10 protein-coding genes are annotated in these 16,704 nt (G+C 72.5%); 5 read left to right on the top strand and 5 right to left on the bottom strand.

The genetic code is table 11. The annotated features are described in order from the left end of the window. The first annotated feature begins 19 nt into the window (after positions 1–19). On the top strand, positions 20–934 hold the full coding sequence (locus IE239_RS23885; RefSeq protein WP_190151429.1) for a helix-turn-helix transcriptional regulator: 915 nt from the start codon (positions 20–22) through the stop codon (positions 932–934). Between the two features lie 4 nt (positions 935–938). After that, positions 939–1,616 carry an alpha/beta fold hydrolase gene (locus tag IE239_RS23880; RefSeq protein ID WP_190151428.1) on the top strand — a complete coding sequence of 226 codons (678 nt, stop codon included), beginning with the start codon at positions 939–941 and terminating at the stop codon, positions 1,614–1,616. Positions 1,617–1,657: 41 nt separating this feature from the next. Here IE239_RS23880 and IE239_RS23875 read toward each other — a convergent pair whose 3' ends face one another. Then, complete coding sequence (locus IE239_RS23875; protein WP_190151427.1) at positions 1,658–3,103, bottom strand: MFS transporter; 1,446 nt, start codon at positions 3,101–3,103, stop codon at positions 1,658–1,660. A gap of 151 nt (positions 3,104–3,254) precedes the next feature. Here IE239_RS23875 and dusB point away from each other — a divergent pair, with 151 nt between their 5' ends. Then, positions 3,255–4,397 carry a tRNA dihydrouridine synthase DusB gene (gene dusB / locus IE239_RS23870; RefSeq protein WP_190151426.1) on the top strand — a complete coding sequence of 381 codons (1,143 nt, stop codon included), beginning with the start codon at positions 3,255–3,257 and terminating at the stop codon, positions 4,395–4,397. 10 nt (positions 4,398–4,407) lie between these two features. Here dusB and IE239_RS23865 read toward each other — a convergent pair whose 3' ends face one another. From IE239_RS23865 to IE239_RS23855, 3 genes are all read right to left on the bottom strand, one after another. Continuing rightward, positions 4,408–6,369, bottom strand: a complete 1,962-nt coding sequence (locus IE239_RS23865; RefSeq protein ID WP_373308139.1) for an alkaline phosphatase family protein — start codon at positions 6,367–6,369, stop codon at positions 4,408–4,410. A 700-nt stretch (positions 6,370–7,069) separates the two neighbouring features. After that, positions 7,070–9,019, bottom strand: coding sequence for an amylo-alpha-1,6-glucosidase (locus IE239_RS23860; protein WP_190151425.1), 1,950 nt, complete (start codon positions 9,017–9,019; stop codon positions 7,070–7,072). Beyond that, positions 9,016–10,563, bottom strand: a complete 1,548-nt coding sequence (locus IE239_RS23855; protein WP_373308134.1) for an MGH1-like glycoside hydrolase domain-containing protein — start codon at positions 10,561–10,563, stop codon at positions 9,016–9,018. Before IE239_RS23855 ends, IE239_RS23860 begins: the two co-directional genes overlap by 4 nt. A gap of 120 nt (positions 10,564–10,683) precedes the next feature. Here IE239_RS23855 and IE239_RS23850 point away from each other — a divergent pair, with 120 nt between their 5' ends. Then, positions 10,684–11,970, top strand: coding sequence for an ROK family protein (locus IE239_RS23850; protein WP_190151424.1), 1,287 nt, complete (start codon positions 10,684–10,686; stop codon positions 11,968–11,970). Between the two features lie 482 nt (positions 11,971–12,452). Beyond that, the gene (ppdK, locus tag IE239_RS23845) at positions 12,453–15,200 is read left to right on the top strand and encodes a pyruvate, phosphate dikinase (RefSeq protein WP_373308133.1); all 2,748 of its coding nucleotides are present in this window, start codon (positions 12,453–12,455) and stop codon (positions 15,198–15,200) included. A gap of 158 nt (positions 15,201–15,358) precedes the next feature. Here ppdK and IE239_RS23840 read toward each other — a convergent pair whose 3' ends face one another. Then, complete coding sequence (locus tag IE239_RS23840) at positions 15,359–16,282, bottom strand: aminoglycoside phosphotransferase family protein (protein ID WP_190151423.1); 924 nt, start codon at positions 16,280–16,282, stop codon at positions 15,359–15,361. Positions 16,283–16,704: the final 422 nt, after the last annotated feature.

Here is a 16,704-nt window from a genome sequence, read left to right as displayed (position 1 = left end):
GGGGCGGCAGGCTGGAGGCATGACGACGATGGCCCGGCAGACGCCGCCCGCCGCCCCGCCCGCGGCGACGGGCGGCTCGGAGATCAGGCGGCACGAGCTGGCCGCCTTCCTGCGCAGCCGCCGCGAGCGCATCACCCCCGAGCAGGTGGGACTCCCGCGCGGAGCGCGCCGCCGCACGCCGGGGCTGCGCCGCGAGGAGGTCGCCCATCTCTCCGCGGTCGGCGTCACCTGGTACACCTGGCTCGAGCAGTCCCGGGACATCCACGTCTCGGTGCAGGTCCTGGACGCCCTGGCCCGGACCCTGCTGCTCGACCCGAGCGAGCGGGCCCACCTCTTCCAGCTGGCCGGCGCGACCGACCCGACGCCCGCCTCGTCCTGCGCCGGCGTCACCGACGCGGTACGCGAGCTGCTCGACCAGCTCGACCCGCTCCCCGCGTGCGTCCAGAACAGCCGCTACGACATCCTGGCCTACAACCGCACCTACGCCCATCTGCTGTGCGACCTCGACGCGATCCCGCCCGAGGACCGCAACTGCATGGTGCTCATCCACACCCATCCGCAGTGGCGCGAGTCCGTCGTCCACCTCGACGAGACGATGCGCCTGATGGCCGCGAAGCTCCGCGCCTCCATGGCCGGCCACCTCACCGAGCCGGCCTGGAAGATGCTGGTCAAGCGACTGCAGACGGAGTCACCGGAGTTCCGGGAGAACTGGGAGCGCTACGAGGTCGTCGTGAGCCGCGGCAAGGTCAAGGAGTTCCGCAACCCGCACGTCGGCCCCCTCACCGTCACCCACACCGACCTGTGGCTGAGCCCGGAGCACGGGGCCCGCCTGGTGACCTACGTGCCGGAGGACGCGCAGACCCGGGAGCGGCTGGAGAAGCTGTACGCGTACGCCCGGGGCGTGGCCGGCCGGGTCGGGCCCGGCCTACGATGACGCGGTGAACTTCGTGCTGGTGCCCGGTGGTTGGCAAGGCGGATGGGTCTTCGACGCGGTGGCCGCGGAGCTGCGCCGAGACGGTCACCACGTCGAGGCGGTGACCCTGTCGGGGCTGGAGCCGGACGGACCGGCCGACGCGGACCGTCCGCCGAACCTCGACACCCACATCGACCAGGTGGCCGAGATCGTCGAGCGCGGCGACGGCGCGCCCGTCGCCCTGTGCGGGCACAGCTACGGCGGGATGGTGATCGCCGGCGTCGCGGACCGCCTCGGCGACCGCCTGGACCAGCTGGTCTTCATCGACGCCTACGTCCCGGACGACGGAGACTCGTGCTGGTCCCTGACCAGCGACGCCTTCCGGGAGCTGTTCCTGGCCGGCGCCCGCGCCGACGGCCGGTGGGTGGCGGTCCCCGAAGGGCTCGATCCGCGTGCGCGACCGCATCCGCTGGCGAGCTTCGTCCAGTCGATCACACTGAAGGGCGGCCCCCGCCCGGAGTTCGGCCGGGTGTTCATCAGCGGCGGCGCATGGGCGGGCAGCCCGTTCACGGCCCTGAGCGAGCGGTTGCGCGACGACCCGGGCTGGCGGGTCCTCGACATCCCCGTCGGCCACAACATCGCCCGCCGCGACCCGCACCGCCTCGCGGCCGCTCTGGGCGCGCTGCGGCCCGGCTCCGGCTGACGCGCGGTCGCCGCCCGCGCGATCCCGCGCGCGTGCGCCGGTCAGGCGCTGACGCCCGCCGCCTCCCGGACGTCCGGGGCCTCCAGCCGCTCGGCGGTCCGCTCCGCCGTGCGCCGGGCCCACGAGCCGGTGGTCACGGCGCCCAGCACGAGGACGACCAGGCCGCAGCCGGTGAGGATCCACCAGCCGGGCACGGCGGCGGAGACGAAGGAGTCGCGGTACGACGACGCGTGCACGCCCGCCGCCAGGACCGCGCCGATCACCGCGACGCCCAGGGTCTGGCCCAGCTGCCTGCTGGTGGAGGCCACCGCCGCCGCCACCCCCGCCTGGCTGCGCGGCATGCCCGAGACCGCCGTGTTGGTGATCGGCGCGTTCACGAACCCGAAGCCCACCCCGAACAGCACGTACCCGAGGAACAGCGTTCCGTCGGACGTCTCGGCGTCGAACGCGGCGAACAGCACTCCGCTCGTCGTCATCGCGACGCCGGCGATCAGCAGCGGCAGTCGCGGGCCCCGGCTGCCGACGAGCCTTCCGGACAGCGGCGCGCACAGGAACGTCGGCACGGCCATCGGCAGCATCCACAGACCGGCGTGCAGGGCGTCCAGGCCGCGCACGTTCTGCAGGTACAGCGTCGACAGGAAGAGGAAGCCGCCCAGTGCGGCGAACGCGCTGATCGCCACCACTGTCGCGCCGCTGAACGGCGCCGAGCGGAAGAACCGCAGGTCGATGAGGGGTTCGGCGCGCCGGGGCTCGTACCAGAGCAGGCCCAGCAGGGCGGCGAGCGCGACGGCGGCGAAGGGGCCGCTGGTCGCTGCGCCGGCCTCCGGCGCCTCGATGATGGCGTAGGTCAGGGAGCCGAACAGGGCGATGACCAGCAGCTGGCCGACCGGGTCGGGGCGCCGCGGCTTCGGCGCGCGGGACTCGGGGACGAAGCGCAGGGTCGCCAGCAGGGCCACCAGACCGACGGGCAGGTTGAGCCAGAAGATCGAGCGCCAGCCCACGGACTCCACCAGCAGTCCGCCCAGCAGCGGTCCCGCGGCCATCGATATGCCCACGACCGCGCCCCACGCGCCGATCGCCCGGGCGCGCTCGCGCGGGTCGGTGAAGGTGTTGGTGATGATCGACATGGCGACCGGGTTCATCATCGAGCCGCCCACTGCCTGCACCGTGCGGGCCGCGATCAGCAGCTCCAGGCTCGGGGCGAGCGAGCACAGCAGGGAGCCCGCCGAGAACACGACCAGGCCGGCCATGAAGACCTTCTTGCGGCCGATCCGGTCGGCGGTCGAGCCCGCGAGCATCAGCAGCGAGGCCAGGACCAGCGTGTAGGCGTCGATCGTCCACTGAAGGCCGGAGGTCGACGCGTGCAGGTCGCGCTGCATCGACGGCAGGGCGACGTTGAGGACGGTGACGTCGAGGCTCACGATCAGCAGGCTCATGCAGCAGATCGCGAGGACCAGCACACGTCGGCGAGGGCTGAGCTCGGGCATGGGTTTCATGGTACGCGGATATCAATAGTGCGTCTAACTAATGAGTGATGCGTGATCCATCGGGCGGAGCCGGGTGGAAAGCAGAGGGGAGCGCCCGGGAGTGCCCGGGGCACTCGGCCGAGTACCCCTGCGCATACGCGACAATGGGGCAATGCCCACGCCCGTGCCCCCCTTGCAGATCGGCCCGCACACCGTCCGGCCGCCCGTCGTCCTGGCCCCCATGGCCGGGATCACGAACGCGCCCTTCCGCACCCTGTGCAGGGAGTTCAGCGGCGGCAAGGGCCTGTTCGTCAGCGAGATGATCACGACCCGGGCGCTGGTCGAGCGCAACGAGAAGACCATGCAGCTGATCCGCTTCGACGCGAGCGAGAAGCCGCGCTCGATCCAGCTGTACGGCGTCGACCCCGCCACGGTCGGCAAGGCCGTCCGCATGATCGCGGAGGAGGACCTCGCCGACCACATCGACCTGAACTTCGGCTGTCCGGTCCCCAAGGTGACGCGCAAGGGCGGCGGCTCCGCCCTGCCCTACAAGCGCCACCTGCTGCGCGCCATCCTGCGCGAGGCGGTCAGCGGCGCCGGCGACCTCCCGGTGACGATGAAGATGCGCAAGGGCATCGACGACGACCACATCACCTACCTCGACGCCGGTCGCATCGCCGTCGAGGAGGGTGTGACGTCCATCGCCCTGCACGGCCGCACGGCAGCCCAGCACTACGGCGGCACGGCCGACTGGGACGCGATCGCCCGCCTCAAGGAACACGTCCCCGAGATCCCCGTCCTCGGCAACGGCGACGTCTGGTCGGCCCAGGACGCGCTGCGGATGGTGCGCGAGACCGGCTGCGACGGGGTCGTCGTCGGCCGCGGATGCCTCGGCCGGCCGTGGCTGTTCGCCGATCTCGTCGCCGCCTTCGAGGGCCGCCACGAGGACGTCGCCGCGCCGTCCCTGCGTGAGGTCGCCGACGTCATGGTCCGCCACGCCACCCTCCTCGGCGAGTGGGCGGGCGACGAGTCCAAGGGCGTCGTCGACTTCCGCAAGCACGTCGCCTGGTACCTCAAGGGCTTCGCGGTCGGCAGCGAGATGCGCAAGCGCCTCGCGGTCACCTCCTCGCTCGCCGAACTCCGCGCAGGCCTCGACGAGCTGGACCTCGGCCAGCCCTGGCCCACCGGCGCCGACGGCCCCCGCGGCCGCACCTCCGGCAACAACAGGGTCGTCCTGCCCGACGGCTGGCTGAAGGACCCCTACGACTGCGCGGGCGTCGACGAGGAAGCGGAACAGGACACCTCCGGCGGCTGAGGCGGGGGCGTCAGCCGTTCGACGGGTGCGGGGTCGAGCCGTACGCGGTGAGGAACCTGTCGCGGAACGAGCTCATCTTCCACACCGGCGCGTCGTGGGCCGGCCGCAGACCGTCCGTCCAGTTCCAGGAGGAGATCTTGTCGAGGACCTTCGGGTCCTTGGCGACGATCGAGATCGGCACGTCCCGGCTGGCGTGGTCGCCGCTGACCCGCGAGATGGGCTGGTGGTCGCCCAGGAAGACCAGAACGGTGTCGTCGGTGCCGTAGCGCTCCAGCCACTCGGTGAGCGCGGTCACCGAGTACTGGATCGACTTGCCGTACTCCGCCTTGGACTTGGCCGAGTCGGCGATGACGTCCGACGCCTTCAGCCCGGCCGCCTCGATGCCCTCGAAGACCGAGCCGTCACCGAGCTGGTCCCAGCCGACCATCTTCGGGATCGGCGCCCACGGCTGGTGGCTGGAGGTCAGGATGATCTCCGACATCAGCGGCTTGTCACGGCCGGTGCGACCGTGCTCCAGCCGCTGGAACGCCTCCAGGGCGTACTGGTCGGGCATGGTCGACCAGCTGAACTTCGGTCCCTTGTACCCCATCCCGAAAGCGTTGTAGACCTTGTCCAGCCCGTAGAACTTCGCCTCCGGCCAGCCCTTCTGCACACCCGGCATGACGCCGACCGTGTCCCAGGCGCCGGTCTTCTGGAACGCCTTGGTCAGCGACAGGTGGTCGCTGGCCATCACCGTGCGGTAACGCTGCTGCGTGTCCACCCACAGGCCGGACAGGGTCGTCGAGTGGCCGAGCCAGCTGCTGCCGCCGTACGTCGCCGAGGTCAGCCAGCCGCTCTTCGCGCTGAATCCGGCCTTCGTCAGGGCCGCGGTACGGGCGGCGAGCGTCTCGTCGACGCCCGGCGCCATGCCCGGGTCCTCGATGGCGCTGCGGCCGTAGCTCTCGATGAAGGTGAAGACGACGTCCTTGCCGCGCAGGTCCGGCACGAGCTGGTCGGCCGGGGTGGCGCCGAACGTGTCGCTGCGGGCCACCTTCCCGAACGCGGCCTCGTCCTTGAGGGTGTTCCGCACCCGCTTGGCCTCGGAGACGACCGTCTTCGCGACCTGGTCGGAGGCGACGGGGGCCCCCGCGTACTGCAGTCCGACGACGGAGCAGGCGACCCAGGCGGTGCCGGCGATCAGCGTGCCCCGGGTCGCCCGCCGGGCGTCCCGCACCAGGAGGCCGCTCAGCCTGACCGTCGCCAGCGCCATGACCGCCATGATCAGCACGACGAGCACGGCGAGCCCGATCGACGCGGCGACGGCGACGGCCCCGCCCAGCGAGTCCGCCACGTACGACTGCGCGTCGCTGAGCAGGGTCCAGTCCAGGACGAGGTTGAAGTCACGGCCCAGGTACTCGACGAACTGCATGTCGAGCACGTTGAGGATGGTCAGCGCGCCGAGCGCCGTGCCGGCCAGCGCCGCCAGGGCGACCCTGGGCCTGCGCGGCAGCGCCAGCAGCAGGGCCGAGCCGATGACCGCCTCGACCGGCAGCCGCAGGAACCGGCTCGCATGGAGGGCGAACAGACGGTTCGGCAGCAGCAGCGCTCCGAGCACGAGCACGAGGCAGGCGGCGGTCGTCATCCACCACATTACCCGGGCGGCCCGGGGATGCCGACCGCGCCAGTCCCACCAGTATCCGACCCGAGCCCGAAGCCCCCGCGGACCGGCGTCACCGGTCCCACCGCTCCCGTCACACCCGGCGTTCTCGCCGCCCGACCCGGCTGTCCCGGTTGCCTCGGTCGGCTCGGCGGTGCCGGTCGCCTCGGTCGTCTCGGTTGCTCCAGCCGATCCGCCGGTCCCGGCGGTGTCGGTCACCTCGGGTGCCTCGGTGGCTTCAGCCGTCACGTCGGTCCCGGTCGCCTCGGCGGTCCCGGCTGCGTCGGTCGTCTCGGTGGCTCCAGCCGACCCGCCGGTCCCGGCGGTGTCGGTCACCCCGGTAACTCCGGCCGTCACGTCAGACCCGGTTGCCTCGGCCGCCTCGGCGGTCCCGGCGGTGTCGGTCACCTCGGGTGCCTCGGTGGCTTCAGCCGTCACGTCGGTCCCGGTTGCCTCGGTCGGCTCGGCGGTGCCGGTCGCCTCGGTCGTCTCGGTTGCTCCAGCCGATCCGCCGGTCCCGGCGGTGTCGGTCACCTCGGTAACTCCGGCCGTCACGTCAGACCCGGTTGCCTCGGCCGCCTCGGCGGTCCCGGCGGTGTCGGTCACCTCGGGTGCCTCGGTGGCTTCAGCCGTCACGTCGGTCCCGGTCGCCTCGGCCGCCTCGGCGGTCCCGGCTATGTCGGTCGTCTCGGTGGCTCCGGCTGTTCCGGCCTCGCTGCTCTTCGCGCCTGCGGCGTCCGGGTTCCGTTCCGGCGACTCGTCGCCCGAGGGGGCTTCCGTCGTCGGAGGCTCCGTCGTCACGGTGTCGTCCTCGGGGTCCTTCGAATCAGGCTGCTGGGATGAGCGAGTGGTGACTGGCACCCGAGGGTCCTTCCGTACGAAGCCCGGCGGTTCGGCGGATCCGGTGCGGGCCGGATCCGCCACAGTTTCGTACGGCCTGCTCCCGGCCCGTGTTCACCCCCCGCGGACCAGCGCTCGGCAAACACCGCGCAAACGTCACCCCAAACCGCCCGCCGGGCAGGGCAGGGCGGGCCGGCTACGCGCCCCCCACCGCCGTGAGCAGCGCCAACGGGGCCGCCGCCGACCGGGATTCCCGTACGCACGCGTGCGGGTACGGCACCGGCCGCGCGTGGGTGTCGCGGCCGTAGCCCGCGAGGACCTCCGGGAGACGGTGACCGGTCGCGGCCGCCGCGTCGACGAGCGCGTGGGCGACCGTACGGGCCTCGTCGTGCAGTCCGTAGCGTGCGAGGCCCAGCGCGATCAGCGCGTTGTCGTGCGGCCAGACCGAGCCACGGTGATAGGAGAGCGGGTGGTACGCGGGCTGTCCGGCCGCGAGGGTGCGCACGCCCCAGCCGGAGAAGAAGTCCGCCTCCAGCAGACGACGGCCGACGATCTCCCCGTACTCCTTGTCCAGCAGCCCGGACCAGAGCAGGTGACCCGCGTCCGAGGCGAGTGCGTCGACCTGCCGGCCCTCGCCGTCCAGCGCGAGCGCCGGGAAGGCGCGGTCCGGCATCCAGAAGTCCCGCTGGAAGCGGTCGCGCAGATCCGCGGCGGCCTGTTCGAGCAGGGCCGCGTACTTCTCGTCCTCCCACACCGTGCGCGCCGTCCACGCCGTGCGGCGCAGCGCGTCGTACGCGTACCCCTGCGCGCCAGCCGCCATCACCGCCCCGGTAGGGCGGGCGCCGTCCGCCGAGCAGATGGCGCCGGGGGAGTCCTTCCAGTTCTGGTTGGCCAGACCGCCCCGGTCGGCCCGGTAGACCAGATAGCCGCGGGAGGTGAGCCCGCCGTGGTCCAGCATCCAGCCGACGGCCGCCCTCGCGTGCGGCTCCAGCCGGCGGGCCAGCGCCGTGTCGCCGGTCTGCTCGACGTACGCGCCGAGGACGACGAGGAACAGCGGGGTCGCGTCCACCGAACCGTAGTAGCGGCCGTACGGGACCTGCCCGAAGTGCGCGAGCTCGCCGTGCCGCACCTCGTGCACGATCTTGCCGGGCTGGGCCACCGTCCGCGGGTCCGCCTCGGTGGCCTGGGCCGCGGCCAGCGCGAGGAGGGTGGCGGCGGCCGGACGGGGACGGTAGGGCAGCGCGAACAGGGAGGCGAGGAGCGCGTCGCGGCCCAGCAGGGTGAGGAACCACGGCGCGCCCGCCGCCGGGACGCGCAGGTCCTCGCCGTCCGGTCCGCTCGCCTGGACCTGCAGCGCGGCGAGGTCCGAGAGGCCCCGCGCACAGGCGGCCGTCAGCTCGGGCCAGGAGGCCGGTAAGGCCACGCCCTCCATGAACTCGGCTTCCCGCTCCCGGAGTCGGCCGACGACGGAGGCCGGGGAGCGGGGCACCCGCAGGGCCCGCCGCTCGCCGTGCGGCCGGGCCGTCACCCGCAGGGTCAGCTCGGCCGAGCCGTGCGGCTCCAGTTCCAGTCTCCACACCAGGCGGCGGGCGCCGGTGCCGGTCTCCTCGACTGCGTCCGGGGCGGGCTCGGCCGTCACCGTCGTACGGGACGTCCACTCGCCGCGCCGGTAGGCGAACTCCACGCCGTCGTCGAGGATCTCGCGGCGGCGGACGACGCCGGTCTTGGCGTAGGTGCGGTGGTCGGAGCGCAGTTCGAACTGGTCGGTGAAGTCGGCGTCGGCGGTGAGCGCGAGGCGGACCGTCGTCGGCACCGGGCGGTTGCACACGATCCGCAGCGACTCCACGAACGAGCTGTCGCCGACGGCCTGTTCACGGAAGAGCGTGCAGGACGGCGGCTCGTTGCGGCCGCCGCGCGGGACGAGCACGCAGCACGTGGTGTCCCCGTCCTCGACCGGTGAGAGCGCCTCCGGAACGGCGCCGTCGACGGTCAGCTGCCAGCGGCTGAGGTGGCGGGCGTCCCGCACGAACAGTCCCTCGGGCGACCCCGAGGCCGGTCCCGGCCCCCGTACGCCGCTGATGTCCCCGTTCTCGCCCACGGCCGCGAACGTCCCGCCGAACACGAGCAGATGATGCCGGTCCGTCATCCCAGGTCCCCTCCCTCGGTACCGCTGCCTGACATGTCCTGGTGGATGAGGTCGAGCGTGAGCGCGGCCGTCCAGCTGAACCCGGTCGCGCCGCAGGCCTCACCCGTGTACGGGTCGACGTACTCCGCGAAGTCCGAGCCGCCCGCGACGTCCAGGACGGCCCGGCGCAGCGCCGCGGCCTCGGCCCGGCGGCCGTGCAGCCGCAGACCCCGTTCGAGCAGCCAGCTCGTGTTGAACCAGGCCGGCCCGCGCCAGTACCGGTGCGGGTCGAAGGCCTCGCCGAGCAGGTCGTAGCTGGGCGCGAGCCGGGTCACGCCGCCCAGGCCGAAGTGCGGGCCGCGCAGCGTCCCCACGAGCGCGTCCACCACCTCGCCCGGCAGACCGGGCAGCAGCAGCGGCACCAGACCGGACACGCCCCGCTCGGGCACCAGGCCCTCGCCGCGCACGTCCCGGCAGAAGAACATGCCCTCGGCCGGGTCCCACAGCCGCTCCACGAGGGCCGCCGTGAGCCGTTCCGCACGGGCGTGGCGGGCCGTGCCGGTCGCGCCCAGCTCGTGCGCGATGTGCGCGAGCGCGTGCTCGGAGGCGACGAGCAGCGCGTTGAACGAGGGGTCCTCGACCGCGAACTCCCCGCCGCCGTCGGCGTATCCGCCGTCCCGGTAGTGCGTCGCCAGCCGCACGTACCGTCCGTAGTCCAGGTCCGTCGGCCGGTCCTCGGCCGACCCGTGGTCGAGGTCGGCGCGGCGGAAGGAGCGGGCCGGGGCCGGGACGACCCGGGCGAGCGGGGCGTCCCAGCTCGGGGCGTTGTCCATGCCCTGCTCCCACGGATGGACGACGGACACCAGCCCGCCGCCGCCCAGGTCCCGCCGGTGCAGCAGATAGCGGTGCCAGGCGGCGAGCCGGGGGTACACACGGGCGAGGAAGCCGCGGGCGTGCGAGAGCCCGGGGTCGGCGCGGTGCACCAGCCAGACCGCGAGCGCGTGCACCGGTGGCTGCACGATGCCGGAGGTCTGTACGGTGCGCGGGGCGCCCGCAGCGCGCCCCGCGGTCGAGGAGCGCCAGAAGTCGGGGCTCGGGAAGTACGCGTCGAGCGGCACGGAGGGGTTGAACACGATGTGCGGGACGCGCCCGTCGCCCCACTGGGCGTCCAGCAGCGTCTCCAGCTCCGTCTGCGCGCGGTGCGGCGAGACGTGCCGCAGGCCGATGGCGACGAAGGCCGAGTCCCAGGACCACTGGTGCGGGTACAGGCCGCGCGAGGGGACCGTGGACGTCCCCGTCCAGTTGGACTCCAGCACGGCGGCCGCCCTGCGGCGCAGTGCTTCGGCGGCCGCGGCCCGCAGGCGCGGAGCCCGCAGACGCGGAGCCCGGACGAGCGGCGGACCGGCTGGACCGAGCGGGTCGAGAGGACGGTGCGGGCCGAGCGGACGGTGCGGGCCGAGCGGACTGGGAGGACCGGGAGGACCGGACGTTTCCGGCGGAGCCGCCGGATCGTATGCGACGTCGATCTCCGCCGCGCGGGCGCTGAGCTGGGCGGTGCGGTCCACTCGTGGCTCCCCGAAGACGACGAGGCCGCCTGGTTCGGCGGCGGCTACCGTAGAGTTACGTCTATTTAACACGCAAAACCTAATATGTAATGCAGGCTTGGGAAACACAAGGGGGTGCGCATGACGGGACGAGGTCAGGCCAGCGCCGGGGAGCTGCTCGAACTGGTGCGCAAGGGCCGTGCGACGACACGCGGCGCCCTGCAGCAGGCCACGGGCCTGTCCCGGGCGACCGTGGGCCAGCGCCTGGACCGCCTCTTCCGCGCGGGCTGGCTGCGCGAGGGCGCGGGCGGCCCGGTCGACTCACCGCTGGGCGGCCGCCCCTCGATCACCCTGGAGTTCGACGACGCCCACGCGGTCGTCCTCGCGGCGGACCTGGACACGCGGCACGCGCGCGCGGCCGTGCTGACCCTGACCGGCGAGATCCTGGCCGAGCACGGCGGCACCCTGGCCGTCGAGGACGGCCCGGACGTGGTCCTCGGCGAACTGGGCGGCTGGTTCGCCGAGCTGCTGGTGAAGGCGGGCCACCGGCCGGACGAGGTCTGCGGCATCGGACTCGCCGTCCCCGGACCGGTCGACAGCGAGACGGGCCGGGTCGTCCAGCCGCCGATCATGCCCGGCTGGGACGGCTACGACATAAGAGGACGCCTCGCGCGTGCCTTCGCGGAACGCACCGGCATCGGCGCCGGCATCGGCATGGGCGCCGGCGCGGGCGCGGCCGGCGGCAGAGCGGGAGGCGTGGGCCGCGGTGTGGCGGGGGCGGGGGTGGGGGCGTGCGTCCCCGTTCTGGTGGACAACGACGCGAACCTCATGGCGTACGGCGAACAGCGCACCGGCTACGCGGAGTGCTCCGCGTTCGTGCTGGTCAAGGTCTCCACCGGCATCGGCGCCGGGGTCGTGGTCGACGGCTCGATCTTCCGGGGGGTCGACGGCGGGGCCGGCGACATCGGGCACATCCGGGTGGGCGCGGACGCGCTGTGCCGCTGCGGTTCGCACGGCTGCCTGGCGGCCGTCGCCAGCGGCGGGGCGGTGGCACGCCGGCTGGCGGAGTCGGGGGTCCCGGCGTCCTCCGGCTCGGATGTGCGCGACCTGCTCGCCGCCGGGCACCCCGAGGCGGCCGCGCTGGCCCGGGAGGCGGGGCGCAGGGTCGGCGACGTCCTGGCGACGGTCGTCACCCTGCTCAACCCCGGGGTCCTGATGATCGCCGGAGACCTGGCCGGAACCGCGTTCCTCACGGGCGTGCGCGAGCTGCTCTACCAGCGGGCGCTGCCCCGCTCCACCGCCCGTCTCGACGTCGTGACCTCGCGCCTGGGGGAACGGGCGGGCCTGGTGGGGGCGGGCGCGCTGGTCGTGGAGCACCTGTACGCGCCCGAGCGGGCGGAGGAGCGGTTGCTGGCGCTCGGGGTGTGAGGCACGCTCAGGTGAGGACGCTCGCGCCGACCCGCGGGTGACAGGCGGGTCTCCGCTCCGCGGGCGCGTCCGCGGGATGCGTCCGCGGACGCATCCGGACGCGTCCGGATGGTGAACTCGGGCCGCGTGCGAGAGCGTGATTCTCGCCACCCCTGAGGGGGAGAGTGCTCAGATGAGCGGATCAACGACGACTGCACTTCTCCAAAGGGTGGCACTCAGTGCCACGCGATGATCGTTCATCGATCGAAATCAACCGTGCCGCGCATCGCTCATACGAGCGCACATGGGGCTTGTGGAGCGTGCTTGCGTTCAACAAGTGAAAACATCGAAGGCTCCGCGCTTGCCAAGCCTTGACTTTCGATCCACTGGCTGACGGCGGGTTACGAGCGTATGACGCGCAAGTGGACGTACCCAGGAGCCTTCGATCTGGGTATGTTCCTGGCCGTCAGGGCAGCCACCGCGTCCTCGAGGAGTCGAGACCCGTGTCGGAAAACAAAGATCTCCATGGAGCCGAGCCGGCCGCGAGCGTTGAGGGCGTGAAGTACGTCTACGACTTCACCGAGGGCAACAAGGACCTCAAGGACCTCCTCGGCGGCAAGGGCGCGAACCTCGCCGAGATGACCAACCTGGGCCTTCCGGTCCCTCCCGGCTTCACGATCACCACCGAGGCCTGCAAGGTCTACCTCGACAGCGGTGAGGAGCCGGCCGCGCTGCGCGACGAGGTGAGTGCGCACCTCGCCGCCCTGGAAGAGCAGATGGGCAAGAAGCTCGGCCAGCCGGACAACCCCCTCCTCGTGTCCGTCCGCTCGGGAGCGAAGTTCTCCATGCCGGGCATGATGGACACCGTCCTGAACATCGGTCTCTCCGACAAGTCCGTCCAGGGCCTGGCCGAGCAGGCCGGCGACGCCCGCTTCGCGTGGGACTCCTACCGCCGGCTGATCCAGATGTTCGGCAAGACCGTCCTCGGCGTCGACGGCGAGCTCTTCGAGGACGCGCTGGAGGCGGCCAAGGCCGCGAAGAAGGTCACCGTCGACACCGAGCTGGAGGCGGCGGACCTCAAGAAGCTGGTCACCCGCTTCAAGAAGATCGTCAGGACCGAGGCCGGCCGCGACTTCCCGCAGGAGCCGCGCGAGCAGATGGACCTCGCCGTCAAGGCCGTCTTCGACTCCTGGAACGGCGACCGAGCGAAGCTCTACCGCCGCCAGGAGCGCATCCCCGGCGACCTGGGCACGGCCGTCAACGTCTGCTCGATGGTCTTCGGCAACCTCGGCCCCGACTCGGGCACCGGCGTCGCCTTCACCCGCGACCCCGCCTCCGGCCACCAGGGCGTCTACGGCGACTACCTGCAGAACGCCCAGGGCGAGGACGTCGTGGCGGGCATCCGCAACACGGTCCCGCTGGCGGAGCTGGAGCAGATCGACAAGAAGTCCTACGACCAGCTGATGCAGATCATGGAGACGCTGGAGAACCACTACAAGGACCTCTGCGACATCGAGTTCACCATCGAGCGCGGCCAGCTGTGGATGCTCCAGACCCGCGTCGGCAAGCGCACGGCGGGAGCGGCCTTCCGCATCGCCACCCAGCTCGTCGACCAGGGCCTGATCGACGAGACCGAGGCGCTGCAGCGCGTCACCGGAGCGCAGCTCGCCCAGCTGATGTTCCCCCGCTTCGACGAGGCCGCGAAGGTCGAGAAGGTCGGCCGGGGCATCGCCGCCTCGCCCGGCGCGGCCGTCGGCAAGGCGGTCTTCGACTCCTACACCGCCGTCAAGTGGTCCCGCTCGGGCGAGAAGGTCATCCTCGTCCGCCGTGAGACCAACCCCGACGACCTCGACGGCATGATCGCCGCCGAGGGCATCCTGACCAGCCGCGGCGGCAAGACCTCCCACGCCGCCGTGGTGGCCCGGGGCATGGGCAAGACCTGCGTGTGCGGCGCGGAGGAGCTGGAGGTCGACACCAAGCGCCGGCGCATGACGGTCCCCGGCGGCCACGTGGTCGAGGAGGGCGACGTCATCTCCATCGACGGCTCCTCGGGCAAGGTGTACCTGGGCGAGGTACCCGTCGTGCCCTCCCCGGTCGTCGAGTACTTCGAGGGCCGCATGCACGCGGGCGCGGACGACGCGGACGAGCTGGTCGAGGCCGTCCACCGCATCATGGCCTTCGCCGACCGCAAGCGCCGCCTGCGCGTGCGCGCCAACGCCGACAACGCCGAGGACGCGCTGCGCGCCCGTCGCTTCGGCGCCCAGGGCATCGGCCTGTGCCGCACCGAGCACATGTTCCTCGGCGACCGCCGCGAGCAGGTGGAACGCCTGATCCTGGCGGACACGCAGGAAGAACGCGAGGAGTCGCTCAAGCAGCTGCTCCCGCTGCAGAAGAAGGACTTCGTCGAACTCTTCGAGGCCATGGACGGCCTCCCGGTGACGGTCCGTCTCCTGGACCCCCCGCTGCACGAGTTCCTGCCCGACATCACCGAGCTGTCGGTGCGCGTGGCGCTGGCGGAGTCCCGCCAGGAGTCCCACGAGAACGACCTGCGGCTGCTGCAGGCAGTGCATCGCCTGCACGAGCAGAACCCGATGCTGGGCCTGCGGGGCGTGCGCCTCGGGCTGGTCATCCCCGGTCTGTTCACCATGCAGGTCCGCGCCATCGCCGAGGCGGCGGCGGAGCGCCGGAACGCCAAGGGCGACCCGCGCGCCGAGATCATGATCCCGCTGGTCGGCACCGTGCAGGAGCTGGAGATCGTCCGCGAGGAGGCCGACCAGGTCATCGCGGAGGTCGAGGCGGCCACCGGCGTCGAGCTGAAGCTCGCGATCGGCACGATGATCGAACTCCCGCGGGCGGCCCTGACCGCCGGCCAGATCGCCGAGGCGGCGGAGTTCTTCTCCTTCGGCACGAACGACCTGACCCAGACGGTGTGGGGCTTCAGCCGGGACGACGTGGAGGCCTCCTTCTTCACCGCGTACCTGGAGAAGGGCATCTTCGGCGTCAGCCCCTTCGAGACGATCGACCGGGACGGCGTCGGCTCGCTGGTCAAGGCCGCGGCCGAGGCGGGCCGCCGCACCCGCCCCGACCTGAAGCTCGGCGTGTGCGGCGAGCACGGCGGCGACCCGGAGTCGGTGCACTTCTTCCACGAGGTGGGCCTGGACTACGTCTCCTGCTCCCCGTTCCGCATCCCGGTGGCCCGCCTGGAGGCGGGCCGGGCAGCGACCCAGTCGACGGGCAGCGACCACCGCTGAGCCCCGCACCCGCGGCGCGGGCCCCGGCCCCCGACCGCACCTGACCCCGAGGCCGCCGTCGGTCCCCGACCCTCACCGATCGGCGACGGCCTCGGCTCACGAGAGGACGGCACCCTGTGCGGGGGTGCCGTCCTCTGGCGCGTTCGACGGTGAGGCGTTCAGCGGCGGGCCAGCGCCTCGGCCACGGCGGTCTGGGAGGGGTCGATCGCGGTCCGTCCGTCCTGGACGTCCCACAGAGTGTTCTGCAGCAGCCGGGCCATGGTCCAGCCGGCCGCGCGCCGACGGTCCAGCCCGAGCGCCTCGGTCAGCAGGTCGAAGCGGCGCCGCACCACCTGGAGGGGGCTCCCGGCGGCGTGGAGCTTCTCCCAGCCGGTGTCCAGCGCAGGCCACAGGTCGAAGCCCGGGTCGCCGACGAGGGGTTCGGGGTCGATGGCCAGCCACGGCTCGCGCTCGGCGGCGAGCACGTTGCAGTAGTGCAGGTCCCAGTGCAGCATCCGGTCGCCGGGCTCGCCGACCAGCTCGGTGACCGCCGACGCCCAGTAGCGCAGTCGCCGCTGGTCCTCGGGGTCCGGCAAGGCGGCGACGGCCGCCGGTACGGCCGCCAGCATGTCGCGCGCTACGTCACCGAGGCCGCGCAGGCCCGCGGGCGGCGGGACGGAGTGCAGCCGGGCCATCAGTCCGGCCAGGACGCTCATCGCCACGTCGTCGTCCTCGACGGAAGCCAGGCTGCGTGAGCCGTCGAGGCGTTCCAGCAGCATGGCGCTGCTCTCCGGGTCGTGATCGAGCAGCCGTACGATGCCGTCGCCGTTCCACGCCCGCAGCCCGATCAGCGCGGCGGTCGTCTCCTCGCGGGGCATCTGGAGTCTGAGCGCGGCGCGGGTGCCGTCCGTGCGGCGCACCGGTACCACCAGTGAGGCTTCGCCGCACCCGATGCCGCCGTCGCGCTCCAGTTCCCATCGCTCGAGCATCTCCGCCGCCAGCTCGGGCAGCCGTGCGATCCAGAGGCGTTCCGCTTCACCGCCGTTCTTCGTGTACGACGCGATAAGGGCGTCAGGGACTTCGATACCCTGCGGCGAACTCATGGGTGTCGTCCTTCGGAGAAGTGGGCTTCCCACCGCGCCCACAGCCAATACCGAGGGCCGTACGGCGGCTGCTTCGGGAACAGGGGACTCGCGGACAATCCGTCGCTGAGCATGGCGTACCCCGCAGTCTCGTCTCGCTGTCGGGCAACTGCTCATCGAGGACCTTTCTTCCGGCCAGGGTGAGCCCCTGGCCGTGGTGACCCACTCTTGCCGACGTCCACGCCGAGGAACACGGCCACGTCATCGGTGTCGAGCATCGCGCCATTCCCGGGGTTGAACGTCCCGGCCTCCGCAGTGGTGTCGTACGCGCGCATCCACGTCAGACAGGCCTGCACTTCCCGGGCCGGTTAGCCGGTGTGTGACGGCCGGCTGGGGGTGGCCGGTAGGTGACTGGCCGGAAGTCGATCGCCTGATGTGATGGA

This window comes from Streptomyces humidus (assembly GCF_014649655.1).
Lineage (GTDB): Bacteria > Actinomycetota > Actinomycetes > Streptomycetales > Streptomycetaceae > Streptomyces > Streptomyces humidus.
Note: the sequence above shows the minus strand (reverse complement) of the source record. Positions and strands in the feature narration are given on the sequence as shown.

What these genes read in the sequence shown, in the direction of transcription:
- IE239_RS23875 (WP_190151427.1), bottom strand. Translation starts at nt 3,103, where the DNA reads ATGCCCGAGCTCAGCCCTCGCCGACGTGTGCTGGTCCTCGCGATCTGC.
- IE239_RS23850 (WP_190151424.1), top strand. Translation starts at nt 10,684, where the DNA reads ATGACGGGACGAGGTCAGGCCAGCGCCGGGGAGCTGCTCGAACTGGTG.
- dusB (WP_190151426.1), top strand. Translation starts at nt 3,255, where the DNA reads ATGCCCACGCCCGTGCCCCCCTTGCAGATCGGCCCGCACACCGTCCGG.
- IE239_RS23860 (WP_190151425.1), bottom strand. Translation starts at nt 9,019, where the DNA reads ATGACGGACCGGCATCATCTGCTCGTGTTCGGCGGGACGTTCGCGGCC.
- IE239_RS23885 (WP_190151429.1), top strand. Translation starts at nt 20, where the DNA reads ATGACGACGATGGCCCGGCAGACGCCGCCCGCCGCCCCGCCCGCGGCG.
- IE239_RS23840 (WP_190151423.1), bottom strand. Translation starts at nt 16,282, where the DNA reads ATGAGTTCGCCGCAGGGTATCGAAGTCCCTGACGCCCTTATCGCGTCG.